The 21969-nt window shown below is 68.6% G+C and carries 18 protein-coding genes; all 18 read right to left on the bottom strand.

The annotated features are described in order from the left end of the window. Nucleotides 1-28: 28 nt before the first annotated feature. Complete coding sequence (locus tag CHB69_RS05895) at nucleotides 29-1201, bottom strand: deoxyguanosinetriphosphate triphosphohydrolase (RefSeq protein WP_245836563.1); 1173 nt, start codon at nucleotides 1199-1201, stop codon at nucleotides 29-31. Beyond that, nucleotides 1198-2877: a tetratricopeptide repeat protein gene (locus CHB69_RS20475; RefSeq protein WP_245836564.1), complete on the bottom strand. Its 1680-nt coding sequence runs from the start codon at nucleotides 2875-2877 to the stop codon at nucleotides 1198-1200. The genes CHB69_RS05895 and CHB69_RS20475 overlap by 4 nt, the downstream gene beginning before the upstream one ends. Nucleotides 2878-3095: 218 nt before the next feature. Continuing rightward, nucleotides 3096-4559 (bottom strand): cell division protein FtsZ, encoded by a 1464-nt coding sequence (gene ftsZ, locus CHB69_RS05900; protein ID WP_089215049.1) that lies wholly within the window; start codon nucleotides 4557-4559, stop codon nucleotides 3096-3098. A gap of 153 nt (nucleotides 4560-4712) precedes the next feature. Beyond that, on the bottom strand, nucleotides 4713-5972 hold the full coding sequence (ftsA, locus tag CHB69_RS05905) for a cell division protein FtsA (protein WP_089215050.1): 1260 nt from the start codon (nucleotides 5970-5972) through the stop codon (nucleotides 4713-4715). 4 nt (nucleotides 5973-5976) lie between these two features. Beyond that, complete coding sequence (locus tag CHB69_RS05910; protein WP_089215051.1) at nucleotides 5977-6915, bottom strand: cell division protein FtsQ/DivIB; 939 nt, start codon at nucleotides 6913-6915, stop codon at nucleotides 5977-5979. Further along, nucleotides 6912-7835, bottom strand: coding sequence for a D-alanine--D-alanine ligase (locus tag CHB69_RS05915; protein WP_089215052.1), 924 nt, complete (start codon nucleotides 7833-7835; stop codon nucleotides 6912-6914). The genes CHB69_RS05910 and CHB69_RS05915 overlap by 4 nt, the downstream gene beginning before the upstream one ends. A 154-nt stretch (nucleotides 7836-7989) precedes the next feature. Next, on the bottom strand, nucleotides 7990-8886 hold the full coding sequence (murB, locus tag CHB69_RS05920; RefSeq protein WP_089215053.1) for a UDP-N-acetylmuramate dehydrogenase: 897 nt from the start codon (nucleotides 8884-8886) through the stop codon (nucleotides 7990-7992). Between the two features lie 154 nt (nucleotides 8887-9040). After that, entirely contained in the window at nucleotides 9041-10474 is a 1434-nt protein-coding gene (murC, locus tag CHB69_RS05925; RefSeq protein ID WP_089215054.1) for a UDP-N-acetylmuramate--L-alanine ligase, read from the bottom strand. Then, nucleotides 10474-11655 (bottom strand): undecaprenyldiphospho-muramoylpentapeptide beta-N-acetylglucosaminyltransferase, encoded by a 1182-nt coding sequence (murG, locus tag CHB69_RS05930; RefSeq protein WP_089215055.1) that lies wholly within the window; start codon nucleotides 11653-11655, stop codon nucleotides 10474-10476. The genes murC and murG overlap by 1 nt, the downstream gene beginning before the upstream one ends. Next, a complete protein-coding gene (locus tag CHB69_RS05935; RefSeq protein WP_394357170.1) occupies nucleotides 11652-12875 on the bottom strand; it encodes an FtsW/RodA/SpoVE family cell cycle protein in 1224 nt (407 codons plus the stop codon). Before CHB69_RS05935 ends, murG begins: the two co-directional genes overlap by 4 nt. Before the next feature lie 8 nt (nucleotides 12876-12883). Continuing rightward, a complete protein-coding gene (gene murD, locus CHB69_RS05940; protein WP_089215056.1) occupies nucleotides 12884-14188 on the bottom strand; it encodes a UDP-N-acetylmuramoyl-L-alanine--D-glutamate ligase in 1305 nt (434 codons plus the stop codon). Continuing rightward, nucleotides 14185-15255, bottom strand: a complete 1071-nt coding sequence (mraY, locus tag CHB69_RS05945; protein ID WP_089215057.1) for a phospho-N-acetylmuramoyl-pentapeptide-transferase — start codon at nucleotides 15253-15255, stop codon at nucleotides 14185-14187. The genes murD and mraY overlap by 4 nt, the downstream gene beginning before the upstream one ends. Next, a complete protein-coding gene (locus tag CHB69_RS05950) occupies nucleotides 15255-16631 on the bottom strand; it encodes a UDP-N-acetylmuramoyl-tripeptide--D-alanyl-D-alanine ligase (RefSeq protein WP_089215058.1) in 1377 nt (458 codons plus the stop codon). The genes mraY and CHB69_RS05950 overlap by 1 nt, the downstream gene beginning before the upstream one ends. Next, a complete protein-coding gene (locus CHB69_RS05955) occupies nucleotides 16628-18067 on the bottom strand; it encodes a UDP-N-acetylmuramoyl-L-alanyl-D-glutamate--2,6-diaminopimelate ligase (RefSeq protein WP_089215059.1) in 1440 nt (479 codons plus the stop codon). The genes CHB69_RS05950 and CHB69_RS05955 overlap by 4 nt, the downstream gene beginning before the upstream one ends. Further along, nucleotides 18067-19761, bottom strand: a complete 1695-nt coding sequence (locus tag CHB69_RS05960; protein ID WP_089215060.1) for a peptidoglycan D,D-transpeptidase FtsI family protein — start codon at nucleotides 19759-19761, stop codon at nucleotides 18067-18069. Before CHB69_RS05960 ends, CHB69_RS05955 begins: the two co-directional genes overlap by 1 nt. A 6-nt stretch (nucleotides 19762-19767) precedes the next feature. Further along, nucleotides 19768-20403: a hypothetical protein gene (locus CHB69_RS05965; protein WP_089215061.1), complete on the bottom strand. Its 636-nt coding sequence runs from the start codon at nucleotides 20401-20403 to the stop codon at nucleotides 19768-19770. Then, a complete protein-coding gene (gene rsmH / locus CHB69_RS05970) occupies nucleotides 20397-21377 on the bottom strand; it encodes a 16S rRNA (cytosine(1402)-N(4))-methyltransferase RsmH (RefSeq protein WP_089215062.1) in 981 nt (326 codons plus the stop codon). Before rsmH ends, CHB69_RS05965 begins: the two co-directional genes overlap by 7 nt. Then, nucleotides 21374-21874: a division/cell wall cluster transcriptional repressor MraZ gene (locus tag CHB69_RS05975; protein WP_089215063.1), complete on the bottom strand. Its 501-nt coding sequence runs from the start codon at nucleotides 21872-21874 to the stop codon at nucleotides 21374-21376. Before CHB69_RS05975 ends, rsmH begins: the two co-directional genes overlap by 4 nt. Between the last annotated feature and the right edge of the window lie 95 nt (nucleotides 21875-21969).

Raw genomic sequence — 21969 nt, forward strand, 5'->3', positions numbered from 1 at the left:
GAAACGGGAATTATCGAGCGGTCCGCTCTCAGGCGTGTTTCAGAGCCTCGGGCACCGCATCGCGCCCGTGGATCTCGGCGAAGCGGTCGATCGCGAAGCGGTCGGTCATGCCCGCGATATAGTCGCCGATATGGCGGACCATCGCGGTCTCGCCGTCGGGCAGGCGCGCCGCCCAATCCTTGCCCATGCGGCGCGGATCGTCGACATAGGCGGCGAACAGGCTGGCGACGACCTGCCGCGCGCCCTCCGCCGCGGCGAGCTGCGACGGGTGGTGATAGAGATTCGCATACATGAAGCGCTTGAGGTCGCGCTCCTGCCGCGCGAGTTCGGGTGAGAAGGTGCCGAGCGTGCGCCCCGCCGCGCGCACTTCGGCGACGGTCGCGACTCCCGCACCGGCGACATTCGCCTGCGTCGCGGCGATCACGTCGTTGACCATCACCCCGATCTGGTCGCGCACCAGTTCGCGCAATTGCCGCTCGCGCGCCGCGCCGGGAAAGCGGCGTTCGACTCCTGCGAAGTTCGCCGCGACGAATGGCTGTTCCATCAACTGGTCGAGGCAGAGCAGCCCGGCGCGCAGCCCGTCGTCGATGTCGTGATTGTCATAGGCGATGTCGTCGGCGACCGCCGCCACCTGCGCTTCGAGGCTTGCATGACTGGTCAGATCGAGCGGAAATTCGGCGTCGATGTCGGCGAGCGCCCAGCCGGGGCGGCGCACCGGGCCATTATGCTTGGCGAGCCCCTCGAGCGTCTCCCACGTCAGATTGAGGCCGTCGAAGCGCGGATAGGGACATTCGAGCCGCGCGAGCGTGCGCAGCGTGTGGCCATTGTGGTCGAAGCCGCCATGCGCCTGCATCGCGGCTTTCAGCGCATCTTCCCCCGCATGGCCGAAGGGCGGATGGCCGATGTCGTGCGCGAGGCACAGCGCCTCGGTCAGATCCTCGTTGAGCCCGAGCGCGCGCGCGATACCGCGGCCGATCTGCGCGACTTCGATACTGTGGGTCAGGCGCACGCGATAATGGTCGCCGTCGGGCGCGACGAACACCTGCGTCTTGTGCCTGAGGCGGCGGAAAGCGATCGAATGGATGATGCGGTCGCGGTCGCGCTGGAACATGTCGCGCGGTCCGCGCACGACGCGCCCGACCTCTTCGTGACGGCGGCCGCGCGTCTTGCCCGGATCGCTGGCGACCCCCGCCAGGCTCACTTGATCGGCTCGACGACTTCGCCGGCGTCGCTGTTGAACAGGAAGCCGTCGCCTTCGGCCTTCTTGTAATCGACGAGCCAGTCCTGCGCGCTCTTCCTGTCCTTGAACGGGCCGACGAGCAGCCGGCGCGTCTGGCCCCATTCGGCGGTCGACCCCGACTTGCCCTTGAACAGCGCGGCGTTGCGTTTCGAGAAACGGTTATAGTCGAAGGCGAGCGCCTTGAGGTCCGAGCCCGTCGCGATCTGCACCCAGATGCGCGCGGGGTTCGCTTTCTTGCGCTCGGCCTCTTCCTTCGCTTTCGCTTCGGCTTCGGCCTTCGCCTTTGCCGCCGCCTCTTCCTTCGCGCGCTTCGCCGCCTCGGCCGCTTCCGCCTTGCGCTTGTCGTCGAGCATCCGCGCGAGCGTTTCGGCGCCGACCGCGCCGTCGGGTTTCGCCATTTCCTCGGGCGGAATGTCGATCGAACTCGCGATCTCGGCGAGCGAGGCGAGCGAGGCGAGCGGCGCGGCCGCCGATGGCGCCCCAGGCGCGGTGCTGTTGCCGGGCGTATCGGCGAGCGAAAAGCCGGGGCCGACCGGACCGCTGTTCGGCCGCACGGCAACGCCAACGGGCTCGGGCGGCGCGGCGGCGGGCGCCTGCGGTGCGGGCAAGGGCGTCGGGGCAGCTCGCGCCGGGACCGGAGTGGGGGTCGGGGCAGGTGCCGGCGTCGGCTTCGGTTTTGGCGTCGGCGCAGGTGCAGGTTGGCGCCGCACGGCCACGGCAGCTGGAGCCTGCGCTGGTGCGGGGGGCGGCGCAGGAGTCGCCGTGGGCGCGGCCTTGGCGTCACGCCCGCGGCGCGGCTTCGGCGAAGGCTTGGCGGCAGGCGTCGGCGCCGGGGTCGCCGCCGCCATTTGCACGGGCTTCCGTGCCGGCCCCAGCTCGCCCGAGGGGAAGCGGCCGAAATGCGCAGCCGCGGCCATCTGCGCGGGATTGAGCCGGTCCATCTTGAGCAGATAGGGCAGGATGTTCCGCGCGAGTTCGGGTGGCATCGTCGCATCGACGATCTGTTTCGCCTCGTCGTTGCGGCCATTCATCGCGAGGATCATCGCGCGCGAGCGCCACGCCGCGCGGTTCGACTGGCGCAGTTGCGGCGCGAGCAGCTGGATCGCGCGATCGGGATCGCCGCCGATACCGAGCGACAGCGCATAGCGGCGCGTCACCTCGTCGTTCGGCGCCACCGACAGCGCGAGCTGATAGTCGCGCTGCGCCTGGTCCTGCTGGCCGAGCAGGTCGCGCGCGAGCCCGCGGTCGGCGACGAAAAGCCGTTCGGGCGCGCCGAGCAGCTGCGCCTCGCCGAAATAATCGAGTGCCCGCGTCGGATTTTCCATATGCACCGCCGCCGACCCGAGCGCGGCCTTGACCTCGCCGCTCCGCGGCGCCGCCTGTTCGGCGCGGACCAGAAAGCTCAGCGCAGCGCGATAATCTTCGAGTTCGATCGAGGCGCGTCCCGCATCGAGCAGCGCCGATGCGTCATTGGCGTTGGCGGCGATCCGCCCGAGCGCCGACGACAGCAGCGTCCGCGCCGCAGTGCGCTTGTCCATCGCCGCCTGGGTCGCGGGGTCGGGCGGCGTCACCTGCGCCTGTACTGCCGGTGTCAGGGTCGTCGTCAGCAACAGCAGGCCGAGCGCACCAAGCCACAAGGACGATCCGTGTCCCCAAGCGAAGACGAGGGGTATTGCCGAGCGAAGTCGAGGCAGCGACGGCGCGGCTTCTCGCTTCGCTCGAATATGCCCCTCGTCTTCGCTCGGGAATGCGGATCGTTTGGGATCTCTCGCAATCCGCTCTAATCGCCGCATGGGCAAGCTCATCCCGTATTCCGGGCCGCCCTGCCCTGATGCAGCGGCCGTCAAAAACCCCGTTACTGGTTGTTCTGCCGACCCAGGAAGCGCGGGATGTCGACCCCGTCCTCCTTCCTGTCATCGTCGGTCTCGGCCGGCGCGCCGCCGCGCGACAGGCGCGACATGCGTTCGAACAAGGTGCCGCCGCCGATCGGGCGCGCGGGCGCCTCTTCGGCCGGAGCCGGCGCCGGGGCGGGTTGGCTGGCGACGGGCGCCGCCGGCTCGCCGAGCACCAGCTCGTCGGCGGTATCGTCATAGCTTGCGGCGACGTTCGAAAGCTCCATCGGCTCTTCCTCGGGCGCTGCCGCCGGTTCGGGCTCGGCCGCGTGCTGATTGTCGCCGAGCGAGAAGCCCGGAGCCGCGTCGCCCTCGCCCGTCTCGGCCGCGGGTTCGGCGACCGGCGCTTCCTCGGCCGGCGGCTCGAGCGTCTCTTCGGCGACCGGTGCGGGCGCCGCCGCGCGCGCCGGCGCGAAGGAAAAGCTGCGCGCCGCGGGCGCCGGCGCCGCGCCCTGTTCGCCGCTGCCGTCGATCCCGGTCGCGACGACCGAGACGCGGATCTTGCCCTCGAGCGATTCGTTGAACGCGCTGCCCCAGATGATATTGGCGTCGGGATCGACGAGTTCGCGGATGTGGTTCGCGGCTTCGTCGACTTCCATCAGGCGCATGTCCTCACCGCCGACGATCGAGACGATGACGCCCTTGGCGCCCGCCATCGACACGCCATCGAGCAGCGGGTTGGCGATCGCCTTTTGCGCCGCTTCGAGCGCGCGGCCGTCACCCTCGGCCTCGCCCGTGCCCATCATCGCCTTGCCCATTTCGCGCATGACGCTGCGCACGTCGGCGAAGTCGAGGTTGATGAGGCCCGGCATGACCATCAGGTCGGTGATGCCGCGCACGCCCTGCTGGAGCACTTCGTCCGCCATGGAGAAGGCTTCCTTGAAGGTCGTGTTCGGATTGGCGACCAGAAAGAGATTCTGGTTCGGGATGACGATCAGCGTGTCGACATGTTCCTGCAGCTCGCTGATCCCCGCGTCCGCCGAGCGCATACGGCGCTGACCCTCGAAGGTGAAGGGCTTGGTGACGACGCCGACGGTCAGTATGCCACGGTCGCGCGCCGCCTTTGCGATCACCGGCGCCGCGCCGGTGCCGGTGCCGCCGCCCATGCCGGCCGCGACGAAGCACATATGCGCGCCGTCGAGCGCTTCCTCGACCTGCGCGATGCTTTCCTCGGCCGCCGCGCGTCCGACCTCGGGCCGCGAGCCTGCACCGAGCCCCTGAGTGATCTGTGTCCCCAACTGGATGCGCCGCTCGGCAGGCGACGCGTTGAGCGCCTGCGCGTCGGTGTTCGCGACGATGAAGTCGACCCCCTCGACCCGCGCCGCGATCATGTTGGCGATGGCATTGCCCCCTGCACCGCCCACGCCGATCACCGCGATGCGCGGCTTCAGCTCATCGACCTGCGGCGGGCCAATATTGATGCTCATCCAAAAATCTCCCTGCAGCGGCGAACCCTTGCCGCTTGCCTCACCTTGCGACCCTCCGGACGGTGGTCCCCTTCGCCCGGCTTTCTGACAACGCATTGCACTATTGTGACCTCGGAATCACCCAAAAAATTAACCTTTTCCCATGCCCCGCCATCAAAAACTGCTTTTCAGCGCGGTCATCAGCCGCTGGAGGATCGACGCCCCCTTCGGGCGATAGATATCCTGCGCCATCATCGGCAGGTCGCGAAGGTCGACCGGGTCCGATGCGGCATAGAGAACCAGACCGGCGAGGGTCGCGAAAGCCGGTCCGGCGTGCGCATCGGGCAGGCCGTGCAGCCCGCGGGGCCGCCCGATGCGCGCGGCGCGGCCGAGCGCGACCTGCGTGTAATCGGCGATTCCCTTGAGGTCGGCGCCGCCGCCGACGAGCACGACCTGCCGCCCGACCGGCCCGACGAAGTGCAGGTCCTTCAGCGTCCGGCCGATCTCGCCCATCATCGCGTCGAGGCGCTGGCGGATCACCGTGACGAGCTGGGCGCGGGTGATGCGCGGCGATTCGCTGCCCGCGGCGGCGGCGCCGGGATCGAGTTCGATCACGTCATTATTGTCGCGCGGGCTTGCCGACGCCGAGCCATAGAAGCTCTGAAGCCGCTGCGCCTGACTGCGGCGGATGCCGAAGGCCGAAGCGATGTCGTCGGTGATGTCGCTCGCGCCGAAGGGCAGCGACGCCATCTCGACGAGCATCCCGCCGGCATAAAGCGACACCGTCGTCACGGCCGCACCCAGTTCGACGAGCGCGACGCCGAGGTCGCGTTCTTCGTCCGACAGGCAGGCGAGGCCCGCCGCGATCGGCGACGCGACCACGGCGTTGACGTCGAGATGCGCCTGGCGCACCGCGGCCTCGAGGTTCCGCACCGGCGCGCCGTCGGCCATGATGATATGGATGTCGACGCCGAGCCGGTCGGCGTGGAGGCCGATCGGGTTCCTGACGCCGGTGAGCCCGTCGAGCGTGTAGAGCGCGGGCTGGGCGTGCAGGATCATCCGGCCTTCGGGGTCGATCCCGGCGCGTCCCGCCGCGAGCAGGTCGTCGATATCCTCCTGCTCGATCCGGTGGCCGCCGAGCTCGCTTTCGATCGGCGCGACGTCGCTGAGCAGCCCGCCGGCCGAAAAGCTCACCCAGACGTCGTCGATGTTGAGCCCGGCGATGCGTTCGGCCTGCTCGATCGCCTCGCGCACGACATGCTCGGTTTGCTCCATGTCGGCGACATAGCCACGCTGGACGCCGCGGCTCTCGCGCTGGCCGGTGCCGAGCACATGCAGCTGGCCCTCGGCGGTCTGCCCCGCGATCAGCGCGCACACCTTCCACGACCCGACATCGAGCGCGGTGATGATCCTTTCGATACGCGGCGGCGCCATGGGCCTATCCCTCGCTCGCCGTGCCCGCGGCGACGGCATCGGCGGCGGCGCGCGCGTCCTCGAGCTGCGCCGGCGCGACCTGTCCCTCGTGCGGCAGGCGCAGCACGAAACGGCTGGGGTCGCGCATGTCGAAGCGCAGGATGCCGCGGCCGAGCAGCCGGTTCGCGCCGTCCATATGGGCGAATTTGGCGAGCGCCTCTTTCGCCGGCATCTCGCCTTCGGGAAGCGACAGCGTCTCGCCGCTGCGGAAGCGCAGATCCCAGCGGCGGTTGCCCACCCAGGTGGCGCCCGCGAGCAATTCCCTGAGGCTGCTCGCCGACGCGAGCAGCCGGTCGAGATCCTGCGCGCGCTGGTTGGCGTTGGGGCCGATGAGAAGCGGCAGGTCGGGCATCGTCGCGACGGTAACGGGTTCGAGGACGATACCCGTCTTGTCGATCAGCGACAGCTTGCCGCCATGCTGCCAGATCGCTGCGGGCTGGCGCTCGACGATGTCGACGACGAGCGTATCGGGCAGCCGCCGCGACACGCGCGCATCCTTGATCCAGCCATAATGCATCAGATCGTCGCGCACCCCTTCGAGGTCGACCGCCGCCATCGAGCGATCCTTTTGCGCGAGCGCGATGTCGTAGACCTTGAGCCGGTCGATGCGATCGGCCCCGACCACCTCGACCTTCCTGACCTGAAAGCCGGCGCGGCCGACCGCCTGCGCCCATTCCTCATTGATCTTGGCCGTCACGCCAGTCGCGTGCGCGCCCACGGCGACGAGCGCCGCGAGGCTGAGGCCGATCGTCCAGTTCGCCGCGCGCTGAAGCGTCGCGGGGCTGACCGGCAGCGCGTTGAGCAGCGCGTTGACGCGCGACGTCTTGACCGTCTTGCGCTTTTTCGGCGCCCGCGCGGGGCGGCGCGGCGGCGCCTTGGCGCGCTTGATCCGGGTGCCGCTCACAACGCCTCCTCCACGATGCGTTCGACGAGTTCGGCATAGTCGATGCCGATCGCGCGCGCCTGTTCGGGCACGAGGCTGAGCGGCGTCATCCCAGGCTGGGTGTTGACCTCGAGCAGGAAGATGCCCGCGAGGCCATGCTCGTCGTCCCAGCGGAAATCGGAGCGCGAGGCGCCCTTGCAGCCGAGCAGCCGGTGCGCCTCGAGCGCGAGCTCTTTCATCCGCTCCGCCACCTCCGCGGGCACGTCGGCGGGGCAGATATGCTCGGTCAGCCCTGCGGTATATTTGGCGTCATAGTCGTAAAAGCCCGACTTCACGCGTAGCTCGGTGACGCCGAGCGCCTGCTCGCCGAGCACCGCGACGGTCAACTCGCGCCCCTTGATGAAGGGCTCGGCGAGCAGCCGGTCGAACTCCTGCCACGGGCCGACCGAGCCGCGCGCGATGGGGTTGCCGTAATTGCTGTCGTCCCTGACGATCGCGACCCCGACCGACGAGCCTTCGTTGACGGGCTTCAGCACATAGGGGCGCGGCAAAGGGTCCTTGGAAAAGAGGCTTTCGCTGTCGACCATCACCCCCGTCGGCATGGGGATTCCATGCGGCACGAGCGCCTGCTTCGTCAACTCCTTGTCGATCGCGATCACCGAGGTGACGAGGCCGCTGTGGGTGTATTTGAGGCCCATCAGGTCGAGCATGCCCTGCACCGTCCCGTCCTCGCCCGGAACGCCGTGCAGCGCGTTGAAGACGACGTCGGGCTTCGCCTCGGCGAGCCGCTGCGCGACGTCGCGGCGCATGTCGATGCGCGTGACGCGGTGCCCGCGGCTTTCGAGCGCGTCGGCGATCCCCTTCCCGCTCGACAGCGACACCTCGCGCTCGGCGGACCAGCCGCCCATCAGGACGGCGACATGCCAGGGACCGCGGGTCATCCGCCAATCCTCCCCACTTGTGGGGAGGTGGCAGACGCGGAGCGGCTGACGGAGGGGGCTGTAATGGCCCGCCAACGCTGTTTGAGGACGCGAGCCCCCTCCACCGCTTCGCGGTCCCCCTCCCCGCGAGCGGGGAGGATTTTGTTTGCCACGCTCACTTCGCCACTCCCACGCGCTGAATTTCCCATTGCAGATCGACGCCACTCTTTTCCTTCACGCGGCGGCGGACTTCTTCGCCGAGGGCTTCGAGGTCGGCGCTTGTCGCTTCGCCGGTGTTGATGAGGAAATTGGTGTGCTTCTCGCTCACCTGCGCGCCGCCGAGCACCAGCCCGCGGCACCCGGCCTCGTCGACGAGCTGCCAAGCCTTGCGCCCGTCGGGGTTCTTGAAGGTCGAGCCGCCGGTCTTCGAACGCAGCGGCTGCGACGCCTCGCGGCTCGCCGAGATGCGGTCCATTTCGGCCTGGATCGCCGCCGGATCGCCTGGGCGGCCCCGGAAGGTCGCCGAAACGACGACCGCGCCCTCGGGCAATTCGCTGTGGCGATAGGTGTAGCCGAGGTCGGCGGGCGCGAGCGTCCGGCGCTCGCCCGAGCGCAGAACGATGTCGGCCTCGACCAATATGTCCTTGACCTCGCTGCCATAGGCGCCGCCGTTCATGCGCACGAAGCCGCCGACAGTGCCGGGGATCGAACGCAGGAACTCCATCCCCGCGACCCCCGCGTCGCGCGCGGTCGACGAGACGAGAATGCCCGACGCACCGCCGCCGCAACGCAGTGCGGTTGCGTCCAGCACTTCGACTTTCGCGAACGCCTTGCCGAGCCGGACGACGACGCCGGGGAAGCCGCCGTCGCGGACGATGAGGTTCGACCCGAGCCCGAGCGCCATCACGGGGACGGCAGGATCGAGGTCACGCAGGAAAGCGGCCAGATCGTCGGCGTCCTTCGGCTCGAACAGCCAGTCGGCCGCGCCGCCCGATTTGAACCAGACGAGCGGGGCCAGCGGCGCGTGAGGGGTGAGCTTGCCGCGGACGGCGGGAAGAATGGTGGTGGTCATGATCCGATCCTCCCCACTTGTGGGGAGGTGGCAGCCGCGAAGCGGCTGACGGAGGGGGCTATCGTGGCCCGCCGACGCTGCGTGAGGACGCGAGCCCCCTCCACCGCTTCGCGGTCCCCCTCCCCGCCAGCGGGGAGGATTTGGGAAAGGCCGCTCACGCCGCCGCCTCCACCGCGTCCGCCAGCCCCGCCGCCGTCCTGGTCACGTCGCCCGCGCCGAGGCAGATGATCTTGTCGCCCGCGCCGATCTGGCCCGCGCGGATCGCCTCGGCAAGCGCCTCCGCGAGTGCGGTCGCGTCGGCCACCGTCGCGGCGTGGCGGTGGCCGCGGTCGCGCAGCCCCTGAACCAGCGCGTCCGACGACACACCCTCGATCGCCGCTTCGCCGGCGGCATAGACGGGCAGCGCGAGCACCATGTCGGCGTCGTTGAACGCCTGCTGGAACTCGTCCATATGATCGCGCAGCCGCGTGAAGCGGTGCGGCTGGACCACCGCTACGACGCGCCCCGCCCCGACGCCCTCGCGCGCCGCCGAAAGGACCGCGCGGATTTCGACCGGGTGGTGCGCATAATCGTCGATCACCGCGACACTGCCCTCCCCCGCCGCGATCTCGCCGACCTTGGTGAAGCGGCGCTTGACCCCCGCGAAGCCGTCGAAGCCCGATACGATCCTGTCGTCCGAAACCCCCATATGCAGCGCGACCGCAATCGCCGCGAGGGCATTCTGGACATTGTGGCGCCCCGACATCGGCAGGTGGATGCCTTCGATCGTCCGGCTGTTTCCGTCGCGGTCGCGCACGACGACATCGAAGCGATTGCCGTCGGGGCCCGGCGTCACATTGGTTCCGCGCACGTCGGCCTGCGCCGAGAAGCCATAAGTGATGATGCGCCGGTCGCGGATGCGCGGGATGATCGCCTGCACCTCGGGATGGTCGAGGCAGAGCATCGCGGCGCCATAGAAGGGCACATTCTCGATAAACTCGACGAAGGCGTCCTTGATCGCGTCGAAGCTGCCATAATGGTCGAGATGTTCGGGGTCGATGTTGGTGACGACCGCGATCGTCCCGTCGAGGCGCAGGAAGCTGCCGTCGCTTTCGTCGGCCTCGACCACCATCCAGTCCGACGCGCCGAGCCGCGCGTTCGAGCCGTAATTGTTGATGATGCCGCCGTTGATGACCGTCGGGTCGATCCCGCCCGCATCGAGCAGCGCCGCGACGAGGCTGGTCGTCGTCGTCTTGCCATGCGTGCCCGCGATCGCGACGGTCGATTTGAGGCGCATCAGCTCGGCGAGCATTTCGGCGCGGCGTACGATCGGAATGCGGTGCGCGAGTGCGGCCTCGACCTCGGGATTGCCGCGCTTGACCGCGGTCGAGGTGACGACAACGGCGACGCCCTCGACATTTTCGGGTGCGTGGCCGATCGCGACCTTGATGCCGCGCTTCCTCAGCCCCTCGACGACATAGGAGTCGGCGATGTCGCTGCCCTGCACCTGATAGCCCAGATTGTGCATCACCTCGGCGATCCCCGACATGCCGATGCCGCCGATGCCGATGAAGTGGATGATGCCGATATCGGTCGCGACGCCGCGCATCAATTCGCCTCCCGCCGCGCCGCGCTGACGCCGCTCGCGGCCGCACGCGGCGCGCTCGCGCCGACGCGGATCACGTCCATCAGCGGCGGCGGCGCAAAACTTTCGACGAGGTCGGCGAGGTCGCGCGTCGCATCGGGCAAGCCGCAGCGCGCGGCATTTTCCGCCGCGGTTTCGAGTGCGCCGGGTTCGAGCGCCATGCGCTGAATCTGCTTGGCGAGCGCGGCGGGGGTGAAGTCGGCCTGCGGAATCGACAGCGCGCCATGCGCCTCGACCAGATCGACGACGTTCCACGTCTGGTGATCGTCCATCGCGTGCGGATAGGGAACGAAGATCGCGGGGCGGCCGGCGCAGGCGAGTTCGGCGACGGTCGAGGCGCCCGCGCGGCCGATGAACAGATGCGCCCAGCGCAGCCGCTCGGGCAGGTCGGCGATATAGGGGGCGCATTCGGCCGCGACGCCGAGCTCGGCATATTTGCCGCGCACCGATTCCAGATCCTCCTCGCGCGCCTGCTGGACGATCTGCAGGCGTTCGAGCAGCGCCTTCGGCAGCATCGCGACCGCCGCCGGAACGACGTCGGAGAGGATCGTCGCGCCAAGGCTGCCGCCGACGACGAGCAGGCGCAATATGCCGTCCTCGGGCAGCGGCGGATAGCCTTCTTCGCGGATCGCGATCACTTCCTCGCGCACCGGATTGCCGGTGAGGTGGCGTTTCATCGCGCATTTTTCAGGGAAGCGGTCGATGTTGCGATAGGCGACGGCGATCGCATCGACCCGGGCCGCCATCAGCCGGTTGGTGCGGCCGAGCACGGCATTCTGCTCGTGGATCACGCTCGGCGTCTTCGTCGCGCGCGCCGCGAGCAGGCTGGGGAGCGAGGGATAGCCGCCGAAGCCGACGACCACCGCGGGGTCGAAGTCGCGGATCAGGTCGATCGCCTGTGCGCGCCCCTTGCGGATCGCGAGCGCGGCCTTGAACCAGCCGACCGGTCCGCCATGGACGCGCCCGGCGGGCAGCACATGCGTTTCGAGCTCGGCGGGAGCGCCGGGAATCTTCAGGCCGCGGTCGTCGCTGACCAGCGCGACGCGATGCCCGCGCGCGATCAGCTCGCCAGCGAGCGCATAGGCGGGCAGCATGTGGCCGCCGGTACCGCCGGCGGCGAGAAGATAGTGGCGGGTGGCGCTCATTTCTTGTTCCAGTTGCGGGTCATCGACACGCGCGCCGCATAGGGGTTCCGCCGGGTCAGCGACAAGAGCAAACCCATGCCGATCGACAAAGCGATGAACGACGAGCCGCCATAGCTGATGAAGGGCAAGGTCATGCCCTTCGACGGAAAGAGCTGGGTGTTCACCGCCATGTTGATGATCGCCTGTCCGCCGAATTGCGCGATCAATGCGGTGACGGCAAGGATCAGGAAGCTGTCCTCCTCGTCGAGCAGGCGGACGAGGACGCGGACGATGATCGCGAGGTAGAGGATGGCGATCGCGACGCAGGCGATGATCCCGAACTCTTCGCCGATTACCGAGAAGATATAGTCGGTGTGCGCTTCGGGAAGCTGGAACTTCGCGAGGCCCGCGCCGGGGCCGGTGCCAATCAGGCCGCCCGCCGTCAGCGTCGCATGCGCCTTGTCGACCTGATAGCTGTCGCCGCTTTCGAACAGCCAGATATTGATGCGCTGCTGCGCCACCGGATAGAAGAAATAGGCGAGGACGATCCCCACCAGCCCCGCGACGCCGAGCCCCGCCATGATCCGCATCGACAGCCCGGCGACGAGCACGAGCACGAACCAGGTCGCGCCGAAGATGACCGTCTGGCCGAGGTCGGGCTGTCCCATGAGCAGCACCGCGATCACGCCCGTCAGCACGAAGGACAGCGGCACGACCGGCAGGCTCTGATCGTGGAGCCGCAGCGACAGGACCCACGCGAGCGATACCGCAAAGAAGGGCTTCAGAAATTCGGACGGCTGAAAGCGGAAAGCGCCGCTGCCGATCCAGCGCTGCGCGCCGTTCACCGACGTGCCGATCAGCGGCACGAGGAAAAGCAGCGCGAGGCAGGTGAGCGTGCCATAGATGGCGAACCGCCGCGCCTGCGGCTTGGGCAGCATCGAGATCGCGAGCATCACCGGCACGCCGACGATCACCCACATCAGCTGGCGATAGAAATAATAGAGCGGATCGAGGCTCGCGGTCGTCGTTGACAGCTTCTGCGCGGCGACCGGCGACGCGGCGGCGACCGCGACGAGGCCGATCGCGATCAGCATCGACACGAGAAGCAAGAGCACGCGGTCGATTTCCCAGAACCACAGGCCGAGCGGGGTGCGGTCGGCGCGGCTGAGGCGCGGGCCGCGTCGTTTCGTGCCGCGCGTCGCCGCGATAATCGGCCGCTCGCTCGCGCGCTCCATGTCCATCCCCCCGCTCACGCCCCGAGCGCCTTGACCAGCGCCCGGAACCGGTCGCCGCGTTCTTCATAATCCTTATACTGGTCGAACGAGGCGCAGGCGGGCGAGAGCAGCACCACATCGCCCGGCTGCACCGCAGCCGCGGCACGGGCGACGGCCTGTTCGAGCGTGCCCGCGCGATCGACGGGCAGCGCGTCGCCAATCTCCTCGGCAAAGCCCTCCATCGCCTCTCCGATCAGATAGGCGCGCTTGACATGGCCGAACCATGGACGGCAGGCGGCGAGCCCGTCGCCCTTTGCCTGCCCGCCCGCGATCCAGTGCAAACGCTGGTCCGGCGCCGGCGGAAAAGCCGCCAGCGCCGGTGCAGCGGAAGCCGCATTGGTCGCCTTGCTGTCGTTATACCAGCTGGCGCCACGGGCTTCGCCGATCCATTCCATGCGATGCGGCAGCGACTTATAGGTCGCAAGGCCGCGCTCGATTTCGTCGTCGTTCAGGCCGAGCACCCGGCAGACCGCGATCGCGCAGACGGCGTTCTGCGCATTATGCGGCCCCTGCAGCGCGGGCCAGCGCGCCTGATCGGCAGGGTCGATGTCTTTCGCCGAGACGCGATAGAGGCGATGGTTGATGTGGCTCGCGATCGCTTTCGACGGGCCGTCGTCGGTCGCGACGATCGCCACCTGATCGCGGTGCTGAAGGCTGAACAGGCGGGCCTTCGACGCGGCATAGCCTTCGAATCCGTCATAGCGGTCGAGATGGTCGGGGCTGATGTTGGTGAGCACCGCAATGTCGCACGCAAGGCTGTGCGAAAGGTCGATCTGATAGCTCGACAGTTCGAGCACATAGACGCCACCTTCGGGCAGGGGATCGCGCGCGAGGATCGGCAGGCCGATGTTGCCGCCCATCAGCGCGGGGATGCCCGCGCTTTCGAGCATATGGGTGACGAGCGCGGTGACCGTCGACTTGCCGTTGGTGCCGGTGATGCCGACGAGCTTGTGCGGCGGCAGCTCACCGCGCGCTTCGGCGAAAAGTTCGACGTCGCCGATCACCGACACATGCGCCTCGCGCGCGTGCGCCGCGATCGGGTGGCGGTTCAATGGCACGCCGGGCGAAACGACCACCCCGGCAAAGCCGGTGAGGTCGATCGTCAGCGGGTCGCCGATGTCGGCACCCAGCGCCATCGCCTCGTCGCGCGCTTCCTCGCGGTCGTCCCACGCGGTCACGCCGGCGCCGCTGGCGATCAGCGCCTCTGAGGTCGCGAGCCCCGAGCGCGCCAGTCCCAGCACCGCATAGCGGCGGCCGGCAAAGGCGCGGCTGGTGATCACCGCAGCTTCAGGGTCGCAAGCCCCGCGAGCGCGAGGACGATCGACACGATCCAGAAACGGATGACGACGGTCGATTCGGGCCAGCCGAGCTGTTCGAAATGATGGTGGATCGGCGCCATGCGAAAGACGCGCTTGCCCGTTCTCTTATACCAGAAGACCTGGATGATTACCGACAAGGCTTCGACCACGAACAGGCCTCCGACAAGGACGAGCACCAGCTCGTGCTGCGCGGTGACCGCCATCGTCGCGAGCGCGCCGCCGAGCGCAAGGCTGCCCGTATCGCCCATGAACACCGCCGCGGGCGGGGCATTGAACCACAGGAAGGCGAGGCAGGCGCCGATGATCGCGGCGGCGAAGATCGCGAGCTCGCCCGCGCCGGGAACGTGCGGAATGCCCAGATAGCCGGCGAATTTCACATTGCCCGACAGATAGACGATGACCAGAAAGGTCAGGCTGGCGATCATTACCGGAAAAGTCGCGAGCCCGTCGAGCCCGTCGGTCAGGTTCACCGCATTGCCGAAGCCGACGATCAGCACCATCGCAAAGACATAATAGAGCGGGCCGAGCGGGATATAGACGTCGCTGAGGAAGGGAAGATAAAGGTCGGTGCCGGTGCGCGAGACGATCAGCAGCACCGCGATCCCGGCGATGACGAACTCGATCAGCAGCCGGACGCGGCCCGGAATGCCGCGATGGCTCGCCTTCGTCACCTTGTCGAAGTCGTCCAGGAAGCCGACCGCAGCGAAACCACCGGTGACGAACAGGCAGGCCCAGACAAAACGATTGGACAGGTCCATCCAGAGCAGCGCCGAAATCATCAACGAAATCAGGATCATCAGCCCGCCCATCGTCGGCGTGCCCTTTTTCGCGAGATGGCTTTGCGGGCCGTCGTCGCGGATCGGCTGTCCCTTCCCCTGCCGCATACGCAGCATCAGGATGAAGCGCGGGCCGATCCACAGCCCGATGATCAGCGCGGTCGCCACCGCGGCCCCCGAGCGAAAGCTCAGGTAGCGGATGAGATTGAGCGCCCCCGGAAAGCCAAGCCATTCCGCCAGCCAGTACAGCATCAATAATCCCCATGAGTCAGCGCCGTCACCAAGTGCGACAGGCCGACGCTATTCGATCCCTTGATCAGCACCACGTCGCCGGGGCGGATCAGGTCCCTCAGCCGCGCGGTGGCGGCCGGGTGGGCGGCCACATGCTCGAAATCGATGCGGCCCTCAAGCGCTTTGGCGAGCGGCGCCATTTCTTCGCCGACAAGCAAGGCAAATTGCACGCCAGCTGCGACGAGCGGAGCGGCGAGCCCCGCATGATAGGCCTCGCCGCCGGCGCCGAGTTCCTTCATGCTGCCGAGAATCACTACCTTGCGCTTTCCGGATTCGTCGCCGAGCTGGCCGATGGTCGCCGCCATCGACGCGGGATTGGCGTTATAGCTTTCGTCGATCACCAGTATCTCGCCGCCGTCGACCGGAACCCGGTGCCGCGCGCCGCGCCCCGCAAGACCGCCCATTTCGGCAAAGGCGAGCCCCGCGGCAGGCAGGTCGCCGCCGACCGCTTTCACCGCGGCGAGCACCGCGAGCGCGTTCGCGACCCAGTGCGCGCCGCCCTGCGCGATGGTGAAGCAAAGCAGCGCCTCTTCGACCTCGGCCGTGACGAGCGAGCCGCCCCTGCCGTCGGACAGCCAGTCGACCGCACGCACATCCGCGCCTTCGCCGAACCCGAAGCTGACGACGCGCGCGGCATGGCGCTCCGCTTTGGCGCGCAGCCGCGCATAATGCGGGCTGTCGAAGGGGATGATCGCGGTGCCGCCGGGCTCCAGCCCTTCGAAAATCTCGCCCTTGGCGTCGGCAATCGCTTCTTCGCTGCCGAAGAATTCCATATGCGCGGGCGCGATGGTCGTGACGATCGCGACGTGCGGGCGGACGAGGCGGGTCAGTTCGGCGAGTTCGCCGGCGTGGTTCATCCCCATTTCGAACACACCATAGTCGGCGTTCGCGGGCATACGCGCGAGGCTCAAGGGCACGCCGACATGATTGTTGTAGCTCTTGACCGAACGATGCGCCTTGCCGGGACGGAAGCGGTCGAGCGCGGCGTAGAGCGCTTCCTTGGTTCCCGTCTTGCCCGCCGAACCGGTGACGCCGATGATCCGCGCCCGGCTGCGCGCGCGCGAGGCGGCGCCGAGCGCGGTGAGCGCAGCGGCGCTGTCGGCGACGCGGACGTGCGGGAAGTCGATCGGGGTTTCGCAGACGATCCCCGCCGCCCCCGCAGCGATCGCCTTGTCGATAAATTTATGCCCGTCGGTCGCCTCGCCCTTCATCGCGACGAACAGGTCGCCTTTCGTCACCTCGCGCGAATCGAAGGCGACACCCTGGACCGCGAAATCGGCGCTCGCCGTCCCGCCGGTCGCCCCCGCGATGGCGCGTGCGGTCCACAGCGCGCTCATGCCGCCACCTCGCGCGCGACGCCGACGTCGTCGAAGGGGATGATCCGCATCGCCTCACCCGCGCCGACGATCTGGCCCTGCTCATGCCCCTTGCCCGCGATGCAGACGATGTCCTCCGCCCCGGCCTCGGCGATCGCGGCGGCGATCGCGGCGCGGCGGTCGCCGATCACCTGTGCGGCGGGCGCGCCCTCGGCGATCGCGGCGCGGATCGCCGCCGGGTCTTCGCCGCGCGGATTGTCGTCGGTGATGATCGCAAGGTCGGCCTTGGCGGCGGCGACGCGGCCCATCGCCGCGCGCTTGTCCCTGTCGCGGTCGCCCCCCGCGCCGAACACGAGGATCAGGCGGCCGCTCGCGTGCGGACGCAGCGCGTCGAGCGCCGCTTCGAGTCCGTCGGGGGTGTGCGCATAATCGACATAGACGGGGGCGCCCGCGCGCGTGATCGCGGCGCGTTCGAGCCGGCCGCGCACCGGTTGGAGCCGCGAAAGGTTGGCGAGCGTCTGCTGCACATCGCCGCCGGTCGCGATGACGAGCCCCGCGGCGACGAGCGCATTGGCGGCCTGATAGGCGCCGATCAGCGGCAGGTCGACGCTCACCTCAAGATCGCCGGCGGCGACCGCGAGCGTCTGGCCGAGCTGGGTCGGCGTGCGCGAGACGAGCCGGAGCGCCTCGCCGTCCGTCCCCACCGTCAGCGTGCGCAATCCGCGCGCGGACGCCGTATCGAGAACCCGTGCGGACGAGGGATCGTCGGCCCAGATCACCGCGGCGCCGCCGGGTTCGACGACTTCTGCGAACAGGCGCAGCTTGGCCGCAAGATAGGCGTCCATCGTGCCATGATAGTCGAGATGGTCGTGGCTGAGATTGGTGAAAGCCGCCGCGCGCACGGGCAGCCCCTCGGTGCGATACTGGTCGAGCCCGTGGCTCGACGCCTCGAAGGCGGCGTGCGTCACCCCCTCGGCGGCGAGCCCCGACATGGTGCCGAGAAAGGTCACGATGTCGGGCGTGGTCAGCCCGGTTGCCGCGCTGTCGATCGACGTCGTGATGCCGAGCGTCCCGATCGAGGCGGCGTGAAAGCCCGCCATGCGCCACAGCTGGCGCGTCATCTCAACGGTCGAGGTCTTGCCGTTGGTCCCGGTCACCGCAACGCAGGTCGCCGGGAAACGATGAAAGAAGCGCGCGGCGATCCGGGCAAAGGCGCGGCGCGGATTGGCGTCGGCGACATGCACCGCGCCCTCGACCTTCGCCTCGGGGCGCGCGACGATCGCGATCGCGCCCGCCTCGACCGCGGCGGGAATGAAATCCTCGCCGTTGACGCGCGCGCCGGGGAAGGCGCCGAAGACCGTTCCGGGCGCGACCTTGCGATGGTCGATGGCGAGGCCGGTGACCACGGGGTCGGCGTCGGACTGGGCCGGGGCATCGAGGAGCGCCGAGAGACGCATCAATCCCCCTTCTCGTCCTTCCACAAGAGCGGGGTCAGCTCGGACACGTCGACGTCGCGGCTTTCGTCGGGGAAGACGCCGAGCATCGGGCCGGCGCGCATGATCACTTTCTTGACCACCGGCGCGGCGGTATAGCCCGCGGTGCGCTGGCCCGAACTGAAGGCATTGCCCTTGGGCTCGTCGATCATCGCGAGGACGACATAGCGCGGATTGTCCATCGGAAAGGCGGCGACAAAGGTCGAAACGAGCGAATGACGGCGATAGCCGCCGGCGCCCGGCTTTTCGGCGCTGCCCGTCTTGCCGCCGACGCGAAAGCCCGGCGCATCGGCGTTGCGGCCGGTGCCGTCGGCGACGATCAGGCGCAAGAGCTGGCGCATCCGCGCGCTCGTCGACGCCTTGAACACGCGCCGCCCCTTCGGCGGAGCCTTGTCGCCGAGTTCGAGCAGCGTGGCGGGGCGCCACAGGCCGCCATTGACGAGCGCGGCATAGGCGCTCGCAAGATGCAGCGGCGTCACCGCGATGCCGTGGCCATAGCTCGTCGTCATCGTCGTCACACGGCCCCAGTCGCGCGGCCACAGCGGAAAGGCGCGCTCCTTGAGCTCGATATGCGGGCGGCCGTCGAATTCGAGATTGCGGAACAATTCCTCCATCTTTTCGCGGCCGAGCTGGTCGGCGATCTGCGCGGTGACGATGTTCGAGCTGTGAATCAGCGTTTCGGGGACGTTGAGCCAGCGGTTCATCATGTGCGAATCGCGGATATGGAAACCGGCGATCGCGAGCGGCTTGGTCGCATCGTAGCGCTTCGCCATGCTGGTGACGACGCCATTGTCGATCGCGGCCCCGATCGACAGTGGTTTGAAGGTCGATCCGAGCTCGTAGAGATTATAGGTCACGGCGTTGCGCCGTGCCTCCGTATTGCCCGCGACCAGCTTGTTCGGATTATAGGTCGGAAGCGACGTCATCGCCAGCACTTCGCCGGTGTGGACGTCGAGGATGATCCCCGCGCCGCCGATCGCCTCGAGCTGGGTCACGGCATAGCCAAGCTCGCTTTCGAGCACGCCCTGCACCCGCGCGTCGATCGACAGCTTCAAGGGCTCTCCGCGCGTCGCGTCGTTGGTCAACCGGTCGTCGAACGCGCCCTCGACTCCGGTGACGCCATGGCCTTCGGCATCGGTGAAGCCGAGCACATGCGCCGCGAGCGTCAGCTGCGGATAGAGGCGTTCCTTTTCGCGCGGGAAATCAAAGCCGACGTCGCCGATCGCGTTCACCGCCGCGACCTGATCGGGCAGCGCGCGGCGGCGGATATAGGTCGCGTGCGGCCCGGTGAGCTTTGCGAGCAATTCCTCGCGCGGCATGTCGGGGAAGATGCGGTGCAGCTCGTCGGCCAGATAGGCGGGCTTGTTGATCAGCTTCGACGGCACGACGCGGATCGAATAGCCGTCGATCGTCCGCGCGAGCGGCACGCCATTGCGATCGACGATGTCGGCGCGCGCGGGCACGAACACCGCCGATCCCGAACCGCGCCCCGCCGAGGTATCGAACATCGCGAAATAGAGAAGGCGCAGCGAAACGAGGAAAAAAGCGGCCGTGAACAGCAGCATCAGGATCATCAGCCGCTGCTGCGCGGTCAGCAATATCTGCTGCCGCACCCCCGCCGTGCGTATCCTGGCTGGACGGACGACCAGCGTGTTCATTGAACCCTATCGCCCTCCCGCAGCTTCGGCCGCCGCGCCGCGCTTCAGTTCGGCGAGCGTCGATTCGGACAGGAGCTGGTTTTCGATCATCGCCAGCTGTTCGCGGCGGCGCGTCGGCACCATCCGCGGCGCACTATCCGAGCGAACGCCGGCGCGCGTATCGGCCTGGGCAAGGAGGATCGGCTTCGCCGCCGGCGCGGCCGCCTTCGGCTTCGGCGCTGGTTCGGCAGCCGAAGCGACGGGGATCACCGACGCGGGCTTGGCGGATGCTGCTTCGGGCTGTCCGACCGGGCTGACCATCGCCATCAGCACCGGCGCGACATCGTTCGCACCGCGCACGCGCGGCAGCCGGTCGAGCGAGGCGAGCTGGCGCTCGTTCGCGAGATACTGGTCGGCGGTCGGCGCCGAATAGCCGAAGCTTTCGGCGTTCCACTGTTCGAGCTGGCGCATCGAGGCGCGCACCGCCAGCTCGGATTCGAGATAGCGGATATTGTCGCGCGTCTGGCCGATCTGCGCATTGATCTGCGCCAGTTCGCTGCGCGTCGCCGCAACCTTGAGCGACACTGGATAGAGCATCATCGCAAAGATCAGTACGAGCAGCACCAGGCCGATCCCCTGGAGCTTGCGAGCCGCCATCAACATGACATCGCCTCCTTCATCCTGTCGTCGGCTGGCCAGGCGGGCGCGGAGGTGCGCACCGCACTGCGCAGCGTTGCCGAGCGCGCGCGCGGGTTGCGCGCTTCCTCGGCCTTTCCGGGGCGCACCTTGCGCGCCGGGGGGTGGAAAGTTGCGGCCCGCGCCAGAGGGACGGGCGCGGGCCGGTGGCGCGAACCGCGGGCATCGCCTCCGCTGCGTTCGCGCAGGAAATTCTTCACGATCCGGTCCTCGGTGCTGTGAAAGCTGACCACCGCGAGGCGGCCGCCGGGGCGCAGGACGCGCTCGGCGGCACACAGCCCCGCGACCAGCTCTTCGAGTTCGCCATTGATATGGATGCGGATCGCCTGAAAGCTCTTCGTGGCCGGGTCCTTGGGCGCGCCGGGCGGATGCCGCAGCGCCTTGCGGATCACCGCGGCAAGCTCGCCGGTGCGCGACAGCGGCCGCGCGGCGACGATCGCGCGCGCGACGCGGCGCGACTGGCGCTCGTCGCCATAATGATAGAGCACATCGGCGATTTCGCCTTCGTCGGCGCGGTTGAGCCAGTCGGCCGCGCTCTCGCCCGACTGCGCCATGCGCATGTCGAGCGGCCCGTCGGCCTGAAAGGAAAAGCCGCGGTCGGCGCGGTCGAGCTGCATCGACGACACGCCGATGTCGAAGACGATGCCGTCGACCGCCTCGATCCCGCGCTCCGCGAGCAGCCGGTCGATCTCGCCGAAGCGCCCTTCGATCAGCGTCAGCCGGCCGTCCGACTCTTCGACCAGTGCCTGTCCTTCGGCGATCGCGTCGGGGTCGCGGTCGCACGCGATCACCTCGGCGCCCGCCGCGAGCATCGCGCGCGTGTAGCCGCCGGCGCCGAAGGTCGCATCGACATGACGCTCGCCGGGCATGATGGCGAGCGCGGCGACGACTTCGTCGCGCAGGACCGGATCGTGGCGCGGATCGCGGGGCAGCTCGCTCATTTGCGCGCCCTTCCCTTGGTCTCGGCCCAATTGGCGGCGAGCCGCTGGAGCACCGGGTCGGCGGCGGCGCATTCGGCGAGCGTCGGCAGCCACCAGATTTCGAAGCGGCGGCCCGATCCGACGAAGGCGGTCGCGCCCGTCTCGCCGACGCGGTCGCGCGCGGTGAAATTGGGAAGGAAGCGCCCGCTGTCGTCGAGCGTATAGGCCTCGGTATAGCTGAAGCGCTGCTTGAACGCCTCATCCTCGTCGAAGTCGAGGTTGCGCGCGAGCGCGGCCGCGCGGTCGCGCTCGATCTCGTCCGAAAGGCGGTCGTACTGATCCTGACCATAAGCGACGAGGCAGGGCAGCTTTTCGTGAAAGCCGACCCAGAGCACGCGCTGACCGTCCGCATTGAGGGGCACATTGTTGCGGAACTGCGAAGGGACGGCGATGCGCCCCTTGCCATCAATCACGGCGAAGTTGGTGCCCGAGTATCGGCCGGGCGTCACAACCGCCATCGCTCTTGCCCCCGTTCCTCGCGCCTGCGGGCAAAACTTTCCCGATCCGGGAATCGCGCGATTCCGGGCGAAGTGACTCGGGCGGAGATTGCCCC

This window comes from Sphingopyxis indica (genome assembly GCF_900188185.1).
Taxonomy (GTDB): domain Bacteria; phylum Pseudomonadota; class Alphaproteobacteria; order Sphingomonadales; family Sphingomonadaceae; genus Sphingopyxis; species Sphingopyxis indica.

Excerpts from the sequence above, each read along its gene's own strand:
- ftsZ (WP_089215049.1), bottom strand. The coding sequence starts at position 4,559 with ATGAGCATCAATATTGGCCCGCCGCAGGTCGATGAGCTGAAGCCGCGC.
- ftsA (WP_089215050.1), bottom strand. The coding sequence starts at position 5,972 with ATGGCGCCGCCGCGTATCGAAAGGATCATCACCGCGCTCGATGTCGGG.
- CHB69_RS05915 (WP_089215052.1), bottom strand. The coding sequence starts at position 7,835 with ATGACCCGCGGTCCCTGGCATGTCGCCGTCCTGATGGGCGGCTGGTCC.
- murB (WP_089215053.1), bottom strand. The coding sequence starts at position 8,886 with ATGACCACCACCATTCTTCCCGCCGTCCGCGGCAAGCTCACCCCTCAC.
- murC (WP_089215054.1), bottom strand. The coding sequence starts at position 10,474 with ATGCGCGGCGTCGCGACCGATATCGGCATCATCCACTTCATCGGCATC.
- murG (WP_089215055.1), bottom strand. The coding sequence starts at position 11,655 with ATGAGCGCCACCCGCCACTATCTTCTCGCCGCCGGCGGTACCGGCGGC.
- CHB69_RS05935 (WP_394357170.1), bottom strand. The coding sequence starts at position 12,875 with ATGGACATGGAGCGCGCGAGCGAGCGGCCGATTATCGCGGCGACGCGC.
- mraY (WP_089215057.1), bottom strand. The coding sequence starts at position 15,255 with ATGCTGTACTGGCTGGCGGAATGGCTTGGCTTTCCGGGGGCGCTCAAT.
- CHB69_RS05950 (WP_089215058.1), bottom strand. The coding sequence starts at position 16,631 with ATGAGCGCGCTGTGGACCGCACGCGCCATCGCGGGGGCGACCGGCGGG.
- CHB69_RS05955 (WP_089215059.1), bottom strand. The coding sequence starts at position 18,067 with ATGCGTCTCTCGGCGCTCCTCGATGCCCCGGCCCAGTCCGACGCCGAC.
- CHB69_RS05960 (WP_089215060.1), bottom strand. The coding sequence starts at position 19,761 with ATGAACACGCTGGTCGTCCGTCCAGCCAGGATACGCACGGCGGGGGTG.
- CHB69_RS05965 (WP_089215061.1), bottom strand. The coding sequence starts at position 20,403 with ATGTTGATGGCGGCTCGCAAGCTCCAGGGGATCGGCCTGGTGCTGCTC.
- rsmH (WP_089215062.1), bottom strand. The coding sequence starts at position 21,377 with ATGAGCGAGCTGCCCCGCGATCCGCGCCACGATCCGGTCCTGCGCGAC.
- CHB69_RS05975 (WP_089215063.1), bottom strand. The coding sequence starts at position 21,874 with ATGGCGGTTGTGACGCCCGGCCGATACTCGGGCACCAACTTCGCCGTG.